Below are 17546 nucleotides of genomic sequence, written 5' to 3' on the forward strand. Positions count from 1 at the left end.
GAGATCGTCCTGCATCAGCCTCGCCTCCGTCCGGAGATCCGCGTCCGCGGATCGAGGATCAGCACGGCCGCGTCCACCGCGAGATTCACCGCGAGCACCGCCAGCGCCACGAAGAAGGTGATCCCCTGCACCATCGGGATGTCCTTCACTTCGATCGACTTCACCATCAGCTGACCGATCCCGGGTACGGAGAAGACCGTCTCGACCACCACCGCGCCCGAAACCGCGGCGATCAGCATCAGCCCGGCCGCGGTCACCACCGGCAGCGCCGTGTTCCGCAGCAGGTACCCGATCAGCACCCGGGTACCGGACACCCCACGAGCCTTGGCGAAGGTGATGTAGTCCTGCTCCATCACATCCAGCGCCGCCGCCCGGGTCTGCCGCACGACCAGCGCGGAAAGCCCGATGGCGAGCGCGATCGCCGGCAGCGTCAAATGCACGACGGTACTGACGAAATGCCCGTTCCCGCCGCCGTAGACCGGAAACCAGCCCAGCCGCACACCGAAGACATAAATGAGCACGATGCCCACGGCGAACCCGGGCGCGCTCATCCCGATGACCGTGAATGCCGAGGTCGCCCGGTCGAGCAGGCACCCGCGCCGGATGCCCGCCGCCAGGCCCAGCGGCAGGCCGGCGACCAGCACCAGCACGAATGCGTACAGACCCAGTTGCAGCGTCAGGGGGAAATGCGAGGCGATCACGCCAGTCACGCTCTGCCCGGACTGCACCGAGGCACCGAAGTCACCGCGCACCGCGTCCACCAGCCAAAGCCAGTACCGGGTGAAAAACGGGTCGTCCAGACGATACTGGGCGGTGATGCCGGCAATCGTCTCCGGCGTCGCGGGGCGGCTCCCGAGCAGGACAGCAACCTCCGAGACTGGGCTCAAGGTGAGCAGGCTGAAGGCCAGGAAACTCACCAGCAGCAGGATTGCGGCCATCGCCGCGACCCGTTTGGCCAGGAATGCCACGATCGGCATGCGAAATCCTTCCTACCCGGCACCGGCGGAGGCGTCAGCTCTTCTTCAACTGCGACACCCAGGTGCCGTTGACGTGCAGGTCGAAGTCGTCCGGCGTGGTGGCGAAGGTGAACCCGCCGCCAAGCGCGACATAGGTGTCCACGTGATACAGCGGCACATACGGAACGTCTTCGGCGACGGCGCTCAGCAGGGTCTTGATCGCCGCCCACCGCTGTGCCTTGTCGGTGGACCGGACCAGCTGGGTGTGTGCTTCTTCCACGGCCGGGGTCGAGTAGTTGGCGAGATTGAAGTGCTGGGCAGCCATGTTTTCCTCGCCGGTCAGCTGACCGAGCGTGCCTGCCGGGTCCGGCACCGAGGGCACCCAGGAGAGAATCTGGATCCCCAGGTTCTGATGGCCGTAGACGGTCGAGGACCACTGCGCGGAGGTCTGGGCCTTCGGCCTGATGTCGACACCGAGCTGTTTCATGTTCTGCGCGAGGTTGAGGATGGTCAGCTCGGAATACTGCGTTCCGGAGATGTAGGGCACTTCGAGCGTGAACCCGCTGGGGTGAGCCGACTTGGCCAGCTCCGCCTTCGCCTTGGTCAGATCGAAGGGGTAGCGCGGCAGGCTGCCGGTGAACGCCTTCGCGTCCGCTTCGGACGGGGCCGCCGAGTTCAGTGAAGCGGGCAGCAGCAGCCCGTCCAAAGCGGAGCCGTGATCGCCGTAAATCGACTTCGCAAGCCCCGTCCGGTCCAGCGAATAGGCAATGGCCTTGCGCACGTGGACGTCGTCCAGCGGAGAGGTTTTCGCGTCCAGCGCCAGGAAACTCTGATAGAGCGACGGCAGCGCGACGACCATCGCGCCGTTGATCGCCGCCCACTCCGGCGAATTCTTCAGGTTCAGCACGCCCGCGCCCTGGATCGAACCGGAACGCATCGCCAGCTGCGCGGAGTTGTCCTGCGCGATGAACACGAACCCGAGGGTGTCCGGCACCGGCCGGGTGCCCGAGTAATTCGGGTTGCGGGCCAAGTTGATCTGCTGCGGAGAGTTCGCTTCGACCCGGTACGGGCCGGTGCCGACTGGAGCGGCGGACGGGGTGCCCAGGTCCTTCTGGTGTGCTTCGGCGAACGCCTTCTCCTGGATCAGGCCGATCGCGGCCAGACTTGCCCGCGCGGTCGGATCGGAATACTTGAGCTTTACCGTCACTTCCAGCGGCCCGGTCGCGGCGACGCTCGCGATCGACGCCGCGGTGCCCGCGGTCTGTGCCCCGGCCTGTGTGTCGAGGACATGGTTCAGGCTCCACGACACGTCGGCCGAAGTCATGACGGTGCCGTCGGAAAACCGGACGCCCTCGCGCAAGCGGTAGACCAGGGTAAGCGGATTCGGCTGCGCGAACTCGGCATTGAGGTTGGGCCGCACCTCGCCGGTGCCCGAAACCCGCTCCAGCGGCTCGGTGACCGTGGCCATGATCTGCTGTGTGGTGCCAGTGTAGTCCTTGGCGATGTCAAGGGAATTCGGCGCGGAGGGCAACGCGAACGAGAACGTGGTGTCCCCCTCACCCGCCGATTCCCCGGCACCGGCGCAGCCTGCGGCAAGCAACGCCGCCGACACGGTCGCGGCCAGGAATGCCCTCGGACCGAACCTTTTTCGAACTGATACGGACATCAGTCACTCCTTCGTAACTGGTGAAGGTGATCTCGCTGGACCGGCACGATGGCGGGACTCGCCGTCGTCGCACTTTCCCCCGGCTTCGTTGCGCTCCTGTCTGATGTCGCCCCCGGCGTGCCCGGCAGAATCAGAACGCAGCGGAGGTTCCGGCCCGCCGCGGCCCCGCGCAGCCGCGCAGCGTCCCGTCTGCGGCGCGCCAGCTCATCTGGTACGAGCCCATGTGGTAGTCCCAGGCGGGCAGCGGGTTGACCAGCACGCCCATCCGGGCGAGCCCAGCCACGTAGTCGCTGCTCAACCGGCTTTCGACGGATAGTTCGTAGTCGTCGGTCAGCGGCAGCATCAACGGCATTTCTCCGGCACGGTCAGGACTCATGCCGTAGTCAATGATGTTCGAGATCACCTGCGGCACCGTGCAGTGCACGTTCCCCGGGCTGCCAAGGGAAATCGCCGGCTTGCCGTCCTTCATCAGGAAGGTGTTGCCGATGATGATGCTCATGTGGGCACCGCCGGTCAGCCAGCCCGACAGGTCCGAGCGCAGCCCGTTGACCTGGTGACTGCCCACCATCGGCACTCCGCCGACGACTTCACCGGGGATGCCGCCGCTCTGGATCGAGTTGATCAGCTGGACCCAGTTGCCCTGTGCGTCGACGACGCTCAGCTCGCAACTGCCCTTGGGCTGCTTCGACGCCCCGCTCGCCGCGTGCAGCGCATTGCGGCCGCGGAGCAGTTCGACGTGTTTGGTCAGGTCGATCTTCGGCCGGCTGCGGCGCAGCTTCGCCGCGAGGTGCGCGTGAAAGTCGTCGGACATCAGGATCTCCGACGGATCCTCGAAAATCGCCGGGTCGTTGATGAACCCGGTTTCGAGCTCAGCAAGGCGCAGGGCGTGTGCCAGGTAGTAGCCGGCCTCGGCCGATTCGGTGAAGTGCCCGAGCGAGGTGACGTCGAGATGTTTGAGAACGCCGAGCACGATCGCGGTAAAGCTGGCCTGGCTGTCCGGTGGCGCGAGCTGGACGATCTCGTATCCGCGGTGCTCCCATCGCTTCGGCGTCTTCCAGCAGGCGGGCCGCCGGCCCAGGTCCTCGACCGTGATCGGCCAGCCGAGTTCATTGGCCCGTTCCACGAAGCTGAGGGCCCAACCGCCGGTGATGAAGTAGTCAGGGCCCTCCGCGGCGAGATTCCCCAGCGTGCGGGCCAGTTCCGGCTGCGCCCACCGTTCGCCGACCTGCGGCAGATGCCCGTCCGGGGCGAAGTTCTCCCGGCCGGAAGGCGTGTAGAGATAGAAGTCGACAGTCTGCGCCTGCACGAAATGCTCGAACGAGGTGACGATATGCCCTTCGGCGGCGGCCTCGACAGCCGGTGCCACCAGCTGGTCCCACGGCTTCGTGCCGAACCGTTCGTACATTGCCTTCATTCCGGGGATGAACCCGGGCGTCACCGACATCGGACCGGGCGTGCCCGGCGGAGCGTAGAGGCCCTTGCCTCCCGGAACCCGGTGGTGCGGCGGCAGATCCGGGACGATCCGTCCGAGCGAATCGAGCTCGTGCACCTCGCCGGTGGCGGCCTCGTAGTACAGACAGGTCACCAAGCCGCTGTGGTTGGTCATTTCCTGCTGGACCACGGCCTGGACGAGCGCCCCTGAAATCGCGGCGTCGATCGCGGTCCCGCCGTCCCGCAGCACCTGCAGCATCGTGTCGGTGACTGTGGGGTGCTGGCTCGAACAGACCGCCGTGCTGCCGACCGCCGGCTGCTTGCGGCCGAGGCGGCCGTTGCCGTTTCCGTCGCCCGGCGTCGGCTTGGTGGTCAAGCTGGTCATGCGGCGCTCCTGTTCGGCATCGGGGTCAGGCCGAGTTCGCGGAAGAGGAAGCCGAGCCATTCGGCGACCTGCCCAGGGTCGTACTTCACGGTTTGGTGTCCGCCGCCGGCGACTGCCCGGAGCAGGATCGGGTGCGCGGAGCCAGTGTTGTCCCGCAATCGCGCAGCGAGCTTCCGGGCATGCCACGGCGCACAACGCACGTCATTCGCGCCGCAGTAGAACAAGGTCGCCGGGAACTCAGCGCCGGATCGCACGTTGTGATAGGGCGAATAGGCATAGAGGAACTGCGCCTGCGCCGGGTCGTCCGGGTCCCCGAACTCCATGACCAGAGCCGAGGTGTAAGCGTCGCGGGTGTAAGCGAGCATGTCGCACAACGGCACCAGCGCGCACACCGCGCGCCACAGGTCGGGCCGCTGGGTGAGGGCAACCGAAGCGAGCAGGCCGCCGTTGGAGCTCCCCACCAGGGCGAGCCGATCGGTGCTCGTCACGCCGGTTTCGACCAGGTGCTCCGCGGTGGCGTACAGATCGTCGTACGACGTTTGCCGCTTCCCCAGCCTGCCCTGTTTCCAGAAAGCTTCGCCCAGCTCGCCGCCGCCGCGCACATGCGCGAGCACCAGCACGCCGCCCGCGTCGACGAACGGGGTGAACATCCCCAGATAGCCCGGAACGAAAGAGACGTTGAACCCGCCGTAGCCGTAGATCAACGCCGGCTGCGGGGAATTCGGCCGGTCCAGGTCGAGGCCGCGTCGACAGACGAGCTGGTAGGGCAGGACTGTCCCGTCCGCCGCGGTCGCGACCCGGTCGTGCACCACCAGGTCGAGGCGGTCGCTGTCCGGCGGTACCAGTTCGGTGAGCTGACGGCTCGCGCAGTCGTATCGATAGAGCCCGGGCGAGCGGGTCGGGCTGGAGTAGACGAAGGTGAACTCGCCGACCCCCGCCGAGATGCACGTGCCCATCCAGGGCGAGCCGGGCGTCAGGTAGTGGCCGAATCGGGAAAGCTGCATCACGACGCCGCGGCCCGGCAGCGGCACCTCGGATTCCAGCGTTCCGTCGGCGGTCAGGACTCGCAGCCGCGCATAAGTGCCGACCAGTTCGCACAACACGAGCCGATCTCCGGCGCACTCGACCGAGAACATGGTCGCGTCGCTCTCCGGAAGAAGCTCTCGCCACGTGGACCGATCGGTGGCGGTGGCGACCGGGATCCCGACCAAACGCCCCCTCGGCGCTTGATCGGTGAGGATCGCGACGTACTGGTCCCCGGCAAACGCCCCATACCCGCGGCCCGGCACGTCAGCCAGGAATCGCCGCCACTCGCCGGCAGGCAGTTCCTTCACCAGGTCGGCACGCGGATCCAGCTCGCTCGTCACCGCCGCGAGCCAGCGCCCGTTCCCCGACACCTGCGGGAAGAGGCTGAATGCCTCGCGGACAGTGATCGGTTCGGGTGCGGAAGGCACGGTGTCGCCGAGGCGATGGAAGAACAGTCGCTTGTCGGGGTCCACAGTGTCCGGAGCGACGCCGCCGTTGTAGTAGAAGCCACTCGAATCCGGCAGCCAGGCAACGGTCGCCGACGAGGCGAACGGGATGCGTTCGGGCAGAAGCTCCCCTGTGCCGACCTCGACTACGTGCAGCACGCTCTGCTCGTCGCCGCCGAACGAAAGGCCGAAGGCGACGTACGCGCCGTCCGGCGAGGGCTGAAACCAGTCGAGAGCGCCGCCGAGAGCGACCGGGTCCACCACAACGCGGCTAGGACCGACCGGCTGATCGCTCGCCTCGACCCTGGCTCCCTCGCCGGCGAACCCGAGCCGGAACCAGTGCTCGCCGCGGTGCAGCGGAGCGTACGTCCCGAGCGTGCGCGCGATGCACGGTGCGACCGCGTCCCGCAGCACAGGATGGCCCGCCCAACCGGACAGCTCGGCGGCCGCACGGGCATCCTGCTCACGCTGCCACTCCATCGCCTGCGGCGAGTCGGCCTCAAGCCACTCGTACGGGTCCTCAAACCGGATCTGGCCGATCAGCCTCTCGGCTGGATCCGGAACTCCTGTCGCGGCGTTCACGGCTCTCCGTCCTGTCGGCAATCGGGGTCGGCTCAGCCTCTCAGACGGATTGGCAGACAGCATCCGACGTTGTGTCGCGCGGTCTCCGCCCATGCCACGACCAGGCGTCGCCCCACCCCGCCCCGTACGACAGTGCGTCGGATGCCGCAGGCAGCTCCGCGACGCGCCGTATCTCGCCGTACCGGCAACGAAACTGCCATTATCGGGCGATGGCAGCGACACAAAGCGAGGCCGCGGACAGTGCCCTCGGCCAGGCACGGGCCGAATTCGCGATTCTGCGCGAATGGGCGTACTTCGATTCCGCCGGTCTCGGCCTCCGGCCTGAACGCCATGTCGCGCAGCTCCGCGCCGAAATCGCTCGCGACCTGGCGGAGCCTCTCGTCACTCCCGGAACCCGGGGCGGCCCGCTGAAGACCCGGCTCCGCACCGACCTCGCCGAGTTGATCGGCGCAGGCGCCCGAGACATCGGTCTGGTCCCCACCACCGCACACGGTATCCACGTCTTTACTGGCGGCTATCCCTGGCGCAGCGGCGACGAGGTCATCTGTTTCGAAGGTGACTTTTCCACCTGTATCGCGCCTTTCCAGCTTCTCGCGCGACAGGGTGTGCGGCTGGTGATGGCACCGACCGGCGCCGACGGCCGGATCGACATCGAGCAGTTGGCCTTGCGCATCACCTCGCGCACCCGCGCAGTCTGTGTCAGCGCAGTCAATTCCGAGACCGGGGCACGGGCCCCGCTTCCCGAAATCGGCGCGCTCTGCCACGAACGGGGTGCCTGGTTCGTCGTCGACGGGATTCAGAGTCTGGGAGCTCTCCAAGCCGATGTGGAGCGCGACCGGATCGACCTGCTTGCCGCGCAGGCGTACAAATTTTTGCTGAGCGGCGCCGGAATCGGCGTCTGCTACGTGCGTCCCGAACTTGCTGCCGAGTTGAAGCCCGCGGTCGCCGGGTGGCACAACGCGAACCGTGTCAACGAGCCGTCCGCCGGACTGCCGGCCGCTGTCGGACTCGCCGACTCGGCAGTCGCGGAGCTGTGCGAACCGGGCGCGGTGTCGCACGTGCTCATGGCCGGGCTCGTCGCCAGCCTGTCCCTGCTAGCGGAAGTCGGCCCCGCGCAAATCGAACAGCACGTCCTTGGCCTCGCCGTCGAGCTTCGGCACGGGTTCGCCGACCGTGGCTTTCGCGTGCTCGCAGCCGGTCCCGATGACCGGCCGAGCCATCTCGTCGTGGTCGAACTGGACTCGCTGCCTGCCGGCGCGCTGCGCCGACGACTAGTCGAAGACAACGTCGTAGGCAGCCTACGACGTCGGGGCATCCGGTTCTCGCCGCATCTCTACAACAACGAAGCCGACGTCGACCGTCTGTTCTGCGCAGTCGACCGCGCACTAGCCGAAGCCTAACCGCGCCAAGCCCACCGACCACCCGAGAACTTACGGAGGACGCATGACTGTCACGGAAGCCGCATCGGAAGCTGCGGCGCTGCTTGACCGTCCGCGCTGGGAGGGCAAGATCTTCGTCGACGCCTGGACGGCCGGAGAAGCGGGAACCCGTTCCGTTGTTTCGCCCGGCTCCGGCCAAACACTCACCACCATCGGTGTTTCGTCGGTCAACGATGTGCGCCGGGCGGCGAAGAGCGCTTCCCGCGCGCAACTCGACTGGGCGAGACGGACGCCCGAAGACCGCGCTGCCGTCCTCCGGCGAGCCGGCGAATTGTGGCAGCAGCACGCGCAGGAGGTGCAGTGGTGGCTGGTCCGTGAGGCCGGTTCGGTCGCACCGAAAGCCTGGCTCGAAACCTCCGCCGCCGCGGCCGAGTGCTTCGAGGCTTCGGCGCTGCCCACACATCCCTGCGGCGACGTGCTGCCCTCCAACGGCGACCGCTGGAGTTTCGCGCGCCGCCGCCCCGCTGGCGTGATCGGGGTCATCGCGCCGTTCAACTTCCCGCTGACGTTGTCAGTTCGTTCAGTGGCACCGGCGCTCGCGCTCGGCAATGCCGTCCTGCTCAAGCCGGATCCCCGCACCGCAGTCTGCGGTGGCGTTGCGGTCCTGCGGATTTTCGAGGAAGCCGGATTGCCGCCAGGGCTGTTGCAGCTCGTCAACGGCGGTGGCGACATCGGCGAAGCTATCGTCACCGCACCGGAAGTGCGCGTCATTTCGTTCACCGGATCCACGGCGGCCGGCCGGAAAGTCGGTGAGGCCGGCGCCCGCCACCTCAAGCGCACGCATCTCGAACTCGGCGGCAACAGTGCGCTCATCGTGTTGCCCGGAGCGGACCCGGCGCGCGCGGCCTCGGCCGGAGCGTTCGGCTCGTTTCTGCACCAAGGACAGATCTGCATGGCGACCGGCCGACACCTCGTGCACGAATCGCTCTACGACGACTACGTGGCGGCCATCGCGGAAAAGGCGACACGCATGACCGTCGGCGATCCGGCGACCGAAACCGTCGCACTCGGTCCGCTCATCGACCACACCCAGCTCGCACACGTCGCGTCGGTCGTCGACGACACCGTGGCGGCGGGCGCGGCTCTCGCCGCAGGCGGCACCCACAACGGACTCTTCTTCGCCCCGACCGTTCTGACCGAGCTAACCACCGACATGCGCGCCTGGCAGGAGGAGGTCTTCGGTCCGGTCGCGCCGGTCATGAGCTTCTCCGCCCCGGAAGAAGCCCTCGACCTCGCACGAAGCAGCGAATACGGCCTCTCGCTCGGCATTCTCGGCGAGGTCGGTGCGGCTATGCGCCTCGCGGACGACATCCCCTCCGGCATCGTGCACATCAACGAACAGACGGTGGCCGACGAAGCGCACATTCCGTTCGGCGGCATTGGAAACTCAGGCACCGGTGCCCGGTTTGGCGGCGCGGCGGCCAATATCGACGCCTTCACCGAGACGCAATGGCTCACCGCCCGCCCCGACATCGCGTGCTATCCCTTCTGAGGGGCAAACCTGAAAGGCAGGGCCTCGTGCGGGGCAGACCGGACCGCATCGCCGCCGACGTGGTGCGGTCGAAGAAAACCGGGCCAGGCTTGACATCGGCGACCGTCCGGGGAGCCCGCGTCTGCCGGACTTGGCTCGTGACCGAACAGCGGGAACGCATCCGGGGTCATACCGCTAGGGCACACGAGGTTCTCCCGGGAACGACTCGGCCGATGGCGGCATCTCGCCGCACTCCTGCCCTGCTGAACGGAGCGACCATGACCGCCGCCAACCTGAATCGCGTCGGCCTCGGCGTGCCCGATACCGACGCGCTCGCGGCCAATACCCGCGAAATAATCGGGCTGAGCCGGGCCGCTCCGTCAGCTGACTCGACTTGGCCGCAGTTCCGGGTCCTCTTCGGGGAGCACGGCTTGCGGCCCGTTCAGGTCCTGGAGGAGACGCCGTTCACCCGGGAGGGCAATCTCCACGAGGTGCCCGAGGCGGAGGCGGTCGTGGCCGATCTGCGTACCCGCGGCCTCCAACCTGTCCTTGATGTCCATCTTCCGGGGCCCGATGCCTGCGAGTAACGCTACGATCGCCGGTTCCACAGAGTCCCGATGCTCGTAGGCACGGCCCGTTCCGCAGCCTCGATGAGGCGCCACCGCCGAAACCCGGCTGCATCGCGCTTCTGGTCCACGATGCGGAAAGGGCGGCAAAGAACTCAACGAGATCTATCGAGCACGAGGACCCGGAGGCATCGCAGCGGAAGTACCCGTACTGCGGCCCGATCCAGACGCTGTCCGAGGCCGGGCAGAAGTGGTGGACCGAGCAGAAGGATCGCTGACCTGAGCGCATGACCTGCGGCCGGGTGAGGGATCTGCGATTCGTGGCTACCGTCGCGGGATCCCCGCCTTGCCGCGGGCGAAACACAGCGGAAGAAGGGCTCGAAGCTGCCGAAGCGCCACAGGGGTACCGCCTGCGCTGCCGTGCGGCGAGTCGGCACCAAGGATGCTCGCGGGGCGGCGTCGGCGATCCCGATCGGCAGATGACTCGGGGAATCCACAGCGAGCGCTCATGCGACACGTTCGGCCAGCCGGTCCGCAGGCTATGTTTCGCGGTCCATCATTTCATGCCTGACGCAGGCGCAATAGGTGCGGAATGCTCGCCGTGGGTGGCGGCGAGGTTTTTCCGGAAGAACGGCACCGCTTCGGCGACCGCGCGGTCGAGGTACTTCGGCAGGTCGTAGAAGTCCATGTGCGTGCCGCCTTCGACCACGACGAGCTTCTTCGGGCTGCGGGTGCGGCCGTACAGCTCGGCAGACATCCACAGCGAACCGGCCTCGCTGCCCGCGACCACTAGGAGCGGCTGCTGCAGCAGGTCCTCGACCATGTGGAACGCGTCGAAGGTGAAGATCCGCGACACGCTCTTGGTGAACAGGAACTTGTTCTTCGCGTTCGGGTGCTGAGCGCGCGGGGTCAGGTAGTACTCGCTCGCCTCGACCATGTCGCGTGGGGTGTTCTCGTCCGGCTCGGCAGGCACGTAGGGCAGGTAGGACGGCTCGGCGCCCTTCGCCTCGGCCGTGCGCTGCTGTGCCACGGCCTGCAGCGTCGGGACGGCGGCCGCGTCGGAGTCGGTGCCGTACCAGTCGCGGCGGAACGACGTGCCGATGTTCACGGCGCTGACCGTGGTGAGGGCCTTGATCCGGTAATCCGTCAACGCGGCGTTGACCAGGTAGCCGCCGCCGGCGCAGACGCCGAGGCCGCCGATCTGCTCGGCGTCGACGTAGCCGAGAGTCTGCAGGTAGTCCACCGCTGCCCGGACGTCGTCCACGCGCGCGGCAGGGTCTTCGAGGTGGTGCGGCTCGCCGCTGCTGTCGCCCTGGAACGAGGCGTCGAACGCGAGCGTGACGAAGCCCTGCTCGGCCAGCTTCTCCGCATACAGGCCCGAGGTCTGCTCCTTCACCCCGCCGCCCGGGTGCACGGTCACGACCGCCGGGTAGCTTCCCTTGGGGTCGAAGCCGTCCGGCAGGTACAGGTTTCCCGCCATGGTGATCGAATCGTTCGGGAAGGCAACGGCCTCCGCAGACGTCACTGCACTCACTCCTTGCACGTCTTCTGTGTCCCGAACCAGGCGGCCCGGGCTCCTGGTACCCACCCTGCGGCGGTTCGCGCGGATGTGGCAGATGCCGCTTGTCGGGGGTACCGGCAGCCCCTCCTTCCGCCGCCGTTCCGCGTTTACGCTCAAGGGATGGAGATCGCCAACGACCTCAGGGAATTCCTGATGACCCGCCGCGCGAAGATCACGCCCGAGCAGGCCGGAATCATCGCGGGCGGCCGGCGGCGGGTCAGCGGGCTGCGCCGCGAGGAAGTCGCCCGGCTCGCCGGAGTAAGCACCGAGTACTACGTGCAGATCGAACGCGGCCGCGTGTCCGGCGTCTCCGACGAAGTCCTCCACGCGATCGCCACCGCGCTGCACCTGGACGACACCGAAACCACGCACCTGTTCGACCTCACCCGCGCCGCCGGGAAACGGGCCGGCCCCGGCCGCACCGTCCGGCAGCCGGTGCCCGACGGAGTCCAAGCGCTGATCGACACGATGGTCAACGCCCCCGCGATCGTCCAGAACGGACACCTCGACGTGGTCGCGGCGAACGCGCTCGGCCGCACCCTCTACGCCGGCGTCTACGAGCGCACCCCGCACCCGCCGAACCTCGCCCGGTTCATCTTCCTCGACGAGCGCGCCGAAGAGGTCTTCCCGGACTGGAAGAAGGCAGCCGACGACGCGGTAGCCCTGCTGCACGTCGAAGCGGCCCGCGCACCGTATTCGAAAGCGGTCACCGGGCTCATCGGAGATCTCGCGACCCGCAGCGAAGCGTTCCGCACCCGGTGGGCAGCGCACGACGTGAAGGCGCACCGGCGCGGGACGAAACTGTTCCGCCACCCGGTCGTCGGCGAGCTGACGCTGCGGTTCGAAGGACTGCAGGTCGCCTCCGCGCCCGGCCTCACCCTGATCGGCTACACCGCCGAACCCGGCTCCCCTTCAGCCGAGGCGCTGCAGTTGCTGTCCAGCTGGACCGCGAGCGAGGCGCCCGGACCGGCGGTACCCTCCGCAGGGTCCGAAACCGCGGAAGGAGACCGCCGTGCCCAGGCCTAGCGAGCCGGTCGTCCTGTTCCCAGTGCATCACTGCTGAGCCCATGCCAGCCCGGAACGCGCGGTGGACCCGCCGCGAGGTCTCGCCGCTGGAGCTGTTCTTCGATCTCGTCTTCGTGCTGGCCATCGGCCAGCTAGCGCACCACCTGCTGGCGCGGCTGAGCTGGACCGGCGCCGCCGAGACGCTCGTCGCGCTGGTGGCGGTCTGCGGGGTGTGGGCGTTCACCTCGTTCGAGGCGACCATGCTCGACGTCGAACGCGGCAGCACCCGGGCGACGATCGTCGCGGTGATGGCGCTGGGACTTTTCATGAACGCGGGCATCAGCGGCGCGTTCGAGGAGCATCCGTGGCTCTTCGTCGTCCCGATGATGCTCGCGCTCGCCGGGCCCGGCGCGTATGCCGCGGCTACCGCGCCGACACCCGAACTGCGCGGGCACTTCACCCGGGTCCTGGGCTGGCTCGCCGCCTCGGCGCCGTTCTGGATCGTCGGCGCGGCACTGCGCCCGGAATCCCGGATCTGGCTGTGGGCCGCGGCCGCGCTCATCGACCTCACCGGCACGTGGACCGCGCACCCGGTACCGGGCCGGGCGCTGCGGTCCGCCCGGCTGCCGTTCGACGCGGAGCACATGATCGAGCGGATGCGGCTGTTCCTCATCATCCTGCTCGGGGAAACCGTCCTGGCACTGGGCCGGGTGCTCACCGAGCACGCGCCGGACGCGCCGTCGCTGCTGATGGTGCTGGGCGGGTTCGCCGCGCTCGTCTGCCTGTGGGCGATCTACTTCGGACGGACCGAGCAGCAGGTGGTGAGCCACGCCTCGGCCACCGAGAACCCGATCCGGTCGGNGTGGTCGCCGGGCTGGTCGCGTTCGCCGCGGGGATCGAACTCGCGCTGGCGCACGGACCCGGGCACCCGGCCGGGACCGGCGGGGTGCTGCTGCTCGGCGGGCCGATGCTGTACCTGCTGGCCCAGGCCTGGTACTTCCGCGTCGAGACCGGCACTGGCTGGCTGCCCCGGGCCGGGGGCGGAATCGTGCTGGGCGCCGGTGCGGTCGCGGCGTACTGGCTGCCGGCCTGGGCGGCTGTCGCGGTGCTGGTGGTCATCCTGCTCGCCCTCACCGCGTACCTTGCCTGCGGCTGGACGAGGGCCTCGGCCCGGAGCTGAACCCGGGCCCATCAGCCTGACCGGTCCGAACGCGGCAGCCCGAGCGACGGCGGGGTTCGCGAAGCCGCTGCTGTTCTGTACCCCGGAGAAGCGGCGGTGGGTCTCCGGCCCACCGCCGCTTCTCCTCGTCAGAACTCGATGACCGCCTTGCCGCCGGTCTGCCTNTGCCTGTCGAAGGCGGCATAGGCCGCCACCGCGTCGTCCAGCCGCCAGCGGTCGGTGAAGACCAGGTCCGCCTCAACCCCGTGCCGGGCGATGAACCGGGCGCACTCCGCCTGGCCCACCAGGGAAAAGGTGTACGAGCCGACCACTGTCAGCTGCTTGCGGATCAGATCCGGGCTGACGTCGAGCGTCACCGTCGAACCTTCGCCGACGAACGCGACGGTGCCCCATTTCGCCGCGGACTTCACCGCCGCGGCCCGCGCCGGTGGTGCTCCGGAGCAGTCGAGCGCCTTGGTCACGCCCTTGCCACCGGTCAGTTCCCGGATCGCTTCGACCGGATCGGCCGACGTCGAGTCGATCGCGTGCGCCGCGCCGAATTCCCTCGCCCGCGCCACGCGTTCCGCCGCGATGTCGACCGCGACGACCTCCGCGCCCATCGCTGCGGCGAGCTGCACGGCGGCCTGGCCCACCGGGCCTTGGCCGAAGACCGCCAGCGTGTCGCGCGCGTTGACGTCGAGCCGGGTCAGCGCGCCGTAGGCGGTGCCGGTGCCGCACGAAATCGCGGCGCCGGCGGCGAAACTCAGCTCGTCGGGCAGCGGCACGAGTTTGACCGCGTTCGCACCGCGGTGCGGAAAGCCGCCCATTGCACAGGTTCCTCCGGCGGACCGTGTCTCTCGGCACACGCGCTCGTTACCGGGTAAACCGCAGCGCAGCGGCTGCGCGACGGCCTCGGTTCGCGCCCTTGCCTGACGAACACGGACCTGCCCCTGAACGACGATGCGCCGGCTCAGTTGCCCCACGCGGGGCTGTCGTTAGGCGGATAGGGAGAACTCGAGGCGCCCTTCACCCAGTCGTCCACGTCCTGTCTGTCCCAGGCGAGCAGGATCTCGGCGTTGCGGACGCAGAGGCCGTAGTCGAGAGTGCCGAAAAGGCGGCTGACCGTCAGGTGCTGGTTGAGCTGCTGGTATCCCTTGCCTGTCCGGTACTCCATCTGGACCGTGGTCTGGAGCCGCCCGAGGCGCAGGTCTCCGTTCACCACGGTCAGGACTCCCTGGTGCACGTTGCTGTTCTTCTCCCGCAGCCCCCTGTTCTCGACCGCCAGCTGGCCGATCTTCTTGATGGAGTTGACGATGCCGGTGAGCGTGTCCGGGGTGACCAGTCCTCCGACCAGCTCGGTCACTGCCGAAATGGCCGGCGACAAGGAAAGCGACGAGATGGACACGCTGCGGCTGTCTCCGGTGATGCCGGTGAGGAACGGCATGGTGGTGAACTGGTTTCCGAAGACGATCCACCGCACGAGATCGAATACCGTGGACGACTCGTCGAAGCGAGCGGAGTCCGCGGTCTTGCGCATGATGGTGGCAGCGACCGACTGCCACGAGCCGAAGGGAGCCAGCGGTCCCAGGTCCGGCAGACCGCTGTTGTCCCCGCCGCAGGCGTTGCCGATCCCTGCCTCCTCGTCGGGGTCGCTGCTGCCGGAGCCCAGCACGTCCGGCCCGCCCTCCGCCCACATGGCGATCTCGAACGCTTCCCGCCGCGACTGCTCCTCGCTCGGAGTGCACACAGCCGGCTCACGACGCCCGCGCGGTGTACCGCTCGCGCGAATCGCAGATCAACTGCTCGATGTCGTGCACTGTCCGCACCTGAGGGATCGCCTCGAAGCCCAGGTTGACCCGGAAGCCCAGCTCGACGGCGCCCACCAGGCTGAGAAGCTTCACGGAGTCGACCCCGGGCAGCTCTCCCACCATCGTGGTGTCGTCGAGCTCCGCGCCGCCGGGTTCCAGCTTCTCGCGGATCAGGGAGTACAGCTGCTCTCGCTCTCGGGGGGTCAGCCGGGTGTCCATGGTTGCTCCTCTCAAGGGGTGTGGACTGTGTTCAGCTCGTCGGGGAAGGCGCTCCGCGGTGGAGAACTCCCCGGAGATAGTGCTGCCGCGTCTTGCTCCGCCGGACCTTGCCGCTGGACGTCTTGGGCAGTTCCCCTGGCGCCACGAGAAGGACCTCGGCCACGGGCAGGGACAGCTTCGTCTGAATGCGACTGCGGACCCGCCTCGCCACCGCGGCGGCGTCGCCGCTGCGGAGTTCGGCGACGATCACGACCTCCTCGGTCGCCCGGCCGGGCCGGGTGAAAGCCACGACGTTGCCCTTGCGCAAGCCGGGCACCTCGGCCGCGGTCCACTCCACCGTCTGGGGATCGTGATTGCGCCCGTTGACGATGAGCAGGTCCTTCTTCCGGCCCGTCACGTAGAGGATGCCGTCCGCCAGGTAGCCGCAATCCCCCGTGCGCAGGCCGCGAGGCGTGAAGCTCCGCCGGGTCGCCTCGGCGTCGCCGTGATACCCCGCCGCCACGCTCGGCCCCTGGAAGACCACCTCGCCGATGTGCCGCTCCGGGAGCGGATTCCCGTCGTCGTCCACGACGAGGACGCGGTGGCCCGCGACGGGACGCCCGCAGGGCACGAACGCCACCTGCTCCTCGGCGGCTGCCGAGGCGGGCCGCGCGAGGCTGCGCGCGTGGTAGGGCTCCTTCTGGATGACGTCCGGTTCCAGCGGAACTCCGATCTCGCCGAACGAGATCGCGAGCGTCGCCTCCGCCNCTCCGCCATGCCGTAACACGGCACCACCGTCCCCGGTCGCAGTCCTGCCGCCGCGAAGTGCGTCGCGAAGGACCGCAGCGTCTCGGGATGGTTGGGTTCGGCGCCGCAGCCCACCACTCTCAGGCAGGACAGATCCAGCCGCCGCACCTCGTCGGCCGGAGTGTGCTTGACCGCCAGCGCCAGGCCGAAGTTGGGCGCGAAGGTCACGGTCGCGCGGTGGCGGCTCACCGTTTCCAGCCAGAGCCTCGGCGAGAGCGCGAAGCGCAGCGTCGGCAGGAAGGTCACCGGGCAGCGCGCCAGCAGCGGTGCCAGCACGAAACCGACCAGCCCCATGTCGTGGTACATCGGCAACCAGCTCACGCCCCGGTCTCGTCCGCGTTCGAGGCGAAGGGCGCCGATGATGGCCGCGCAGTTGGCGAGCACGCTGGCGTGCGTGACCCGTACTCCTTTGGGCGCCGCCGTGCTGCCCGAGGTGAACTGCAAGAACATCACGTCCTCGGGGAGGATCTCCTCGGGCTGGGGCGCATTGCCCGGCAAGGGTTCGGCGAACAGCTCCTCCGGATCGAGGACCTGCATCCCGTCCACAGCGTGCCGGAGCGGGTTCAGCAGACCCGCCAGGTTCCGGGGCATCAGGAGTGCGCGTGCTCCCGCCGCGCGGAGGATGTGCACGGCGTCCTCGCAGTACGCCTCGAACTTGCCGAGGCCCATCGGCGGGCTCATCGGGACCGGGACGACACCGGCCGAGACCGCGCCCAGGAAGGCGAGGACGAACTCCTGCTGCCCGGGGACGACGAGCGCGACCCGGTCTCCCTTGCGCAGGCCGCTCCGGAGCAGCTGCCGCCCCCGGCGCAGAGCCTCCCGCGACAGCTCGGACCAGCTCACGAAATGCTCGTGCCCGTCCTCTTGGACGAAGGTGCAGCCTCCGTCCGGATGGCCGAGGTTCTCGGCGAGGATCTCGGCGAAGGTCGAGGCCGTCGCTCGCTCGCGAGGCGGCGATTGCGGAAACACCATGGGACCTGCCTGGGGTCAAGGGCTCCCGGGGCAGCGGCCCCGGGAGCCCGCGGAACACGGGAAGAACC

At 68.6% G+C, this 17546-nt stretch carries 14 protein-coding genes and 3 pseudogenes; 6 read left to right on the forward strand and 11 right to left on the reverse strand.

The window, feature by feature from the left end:
- Nucleotides 1-14 precede the first annotated feature (14 nt).
- From A4R44_RS24535 to A4R44_RS24550, 4 genes are all read right to left on the reverse strand, one after another.
- The gene (locus A4R44_RS24535) at nucleotides 15-977 is read right to left on the reverse strand and encodes an ABC transporter permease (protein ID WP_232791761.1); all 963 of its coding nucleotides are present in this window, start codon (nucleotides 975-977) and stop codon (nucleotides 15-17) included.
- Nucleotides 978-1011: 34 nt separating this feature from the next.
- Nucleotides 1012-2622, reverse strand: a complete 1611-nt coding sequence (locus tag A4R44_RS24540) for an ABC transporter substrate-binding protein (protein ID WP_095213588.1) — start codon at nucleotides 2620-2622, stop codon at nucleotides 1012-1014.
- Nucleotides 2623-2752: 130 nt separating this feature from the next.
- Complete coding sequence (locus A4R44_RS24545; protein WP_067585249.1) at nucleotides 2753-4438, reverse strand: gamma-glutamyltransferase; 1686 nt, start codon at nucleotides 4436-4438, stop codon at nucleotides 2753-2755.
- Nucleotides 4435-6492, reverse strand: a complete 2058-nt coding sequence (locus A4R44_RS24550; RefSeq protein WP_067585256.1) for a prolyl oligopeptidase family serine peptidase — start codon at nucleotides 6490-6492, stop codon at nucleotides 4435-4437. Before A4R44_RS24550 ends, A4R44_RS24545 begins: the two co-directional genes overlap by 4 nt.
- 209 nt (nucleotides 6493-6701) lie before the next feature.
- On the opposite strand from A4R44_RS24550, the gene A4R44_RS24555 reads away from it, so the two are divergent.
- From A4R44_RS24555 to A4R44_RS24565, 3 genes are all read left to right on the forward strand, one after another.
- Nucleotides 6702-7892: an aminotransferase class V-fold PLP-dependent enzyme gene (locus A4R44_RS24555; RefSeq protein WP_067585261.1), complete on the forward strand. Its 1191-nt coding sequence runs from the start codon at nucleotides 6702-6704 to the stop codon at nucleotides 7890-7892.
- 43 nt (nucleotides 7893-7935) lie between these two features.
- Complete coding sequence (locus A4R44_RS24560) at nucleotides 7936-9423, forward strand: benzaldehyde dehydrogenase (RefSeq protein ID WP_067585264.1); 1488 nt, start codon at nucleotides 7936-7938, stop codon at nucleotides 9421-9423.
- 257 nt (nucleotides 9424-9680) lie between these two features.
- On the forward strand, nucleotides 9681-9989 hold the full coding sequence (locus tag A4R44_RS24565) for a hypothetical protein (protein ID WP_067585267.1): 309 nt from the start codon (nucleotides 9681-9683) through the stop codon (nucleotides 9987-9989).
- Nucleotides 9990-10524: 535 nt separating this feature from the next.
- Here A4R44_RS24565 and A4R44_RS24570 read toward each other — a convergent pair.
- Complete coding sequence (locus A4R44_RS24570) at nucleotides 10525-11493, reverse strand: alpha/beta hydrolase (RefSeq protein WP_232791762.1); 969 nt, start codon at nucleotides 11491-11493, stop codon at nucleotides 10525-10527.
- A gap of 156 nt (nucleotides 11494-11649) precedes the next feature.
- Between A4R44_RS24570 and A4R44_RS24575 the strand changes: the two genes are divergently transcribed.
- From A4R44_RS24575 to A4R44_RS52570, 3 genes and pseudogenes are all read left to right on the forward strand, one after another.
- Entirely contained in the window at nucleotides 11650-12555 is a 906-nt protein-coding gene (locus A4R44_RS24575) for a helix-turn-helix domain-containing protein (protein WP_067585270.1), read from the forward strand.
- A 41-nt stretch (nucleotides 12556-12596) separates the two neighbouring features.
- Nucleotides 12597-13376, forward strand: a pseudogene (locus A4R44_RS52565) (low temperature requirement protein A); the annotation flags it as partial.
- 20 nt (nucleotides 13377-13396) lie between these two features.
- On the forward strand, nucleotides 13397-13714 hold the full coding sequence (locus tag A4R44_RS52570; RefSeq protein ID WP_369805933.1) for a low temperature requirement protein A: 318 nt from the start codon (nucleotides 13397-13399) through the stop codon (nucleotides 13712-13714).
- A 128-nt stretch (nucleotides 13715-13842) separates the two neighbouring features.
- Here A4R44_RS52570 and A4R44_RS24585 read toward each other — a convergent pair whose 3' ends face one another.
- From A4R44_RS24585 to A4R44_RS50690, 6 genes and pseudogenes are all read right to left on the reverse strand, one after another.
- Nucleotides 13843-14520, reverse strand: coding sequence for a zinc-binding dehydrogenase (locus tag A4R44_RS24585; protein ID WP_067585274.1), 678 nt, complete (start codon nucleotides 14518-14520; stop codon nucleotides 13843-13845).
- Between the two features lie 143 nt (nucleotides 14521-14663).
- The gene (locus A4R44_RS24590; RefSeq protein WP_067585277.1) at nucleotides 14664-15440 is read right to left on the reverse strand and encodes a hypothetical protein; all 777 of its coding nucleotides are present in this window, start codon (nucleotides 15438-15440) and stop codon (nucleotides 14664-14666) included.
- A 7-nt stretch (nucleotides 15441-15447) separates the two neighbouring features.
- Nucleotides 15448-15720, reverse strand: a complete 273-nt coding sequence (locus A4R44_RS24595) for an acyl carrier protein (protein WP_067585282.1) — start codon at nucleotides 15718-15720, stop codon at nucleotides 15448-15450.
- Between the two features lie 31 nt (nucleotides 15721-15751).
- On the reverse strand, nucleotides 15752-16117 hold the full coding sequence (locus A4R44_RS50685) for a hypothetical protein (RefSeq protein WP_232791770.1): 366 nt from the start codon (nucleotides 16115-16117) through the stop codon (nucleotides 15752-15754).
- A gap of 147 nt (nucleotides 16118-16264) precedes the next feature.
- A pseudogene (locus A4R44_RS52575) lies at nucleotides 16265-16486 on the reverse strand (acyl-CoA synthetase); the annotation flags it as partial.
- 41 nt (nucleotides 16487-16527) lie between these two features.
- Nucleotides 16528-17478 (reverse strand): annotated as a pseudogene (locus A4R44_RS50690) (AMP-binding protein); the annotation flags it as partial.
- Nucleotides 17479-17546: the final 68 nt, after the last annotated feature.

This window comes from Amycolatopsis sp. M39, assembly GCF_001651785.1.
Lineage (GTDB): Bacteria > Actinomycetota > Actinomycetes > Mycobacteriales > Pseudonocardiaceae > Amycolatopsis > Amycolatopsis rubida.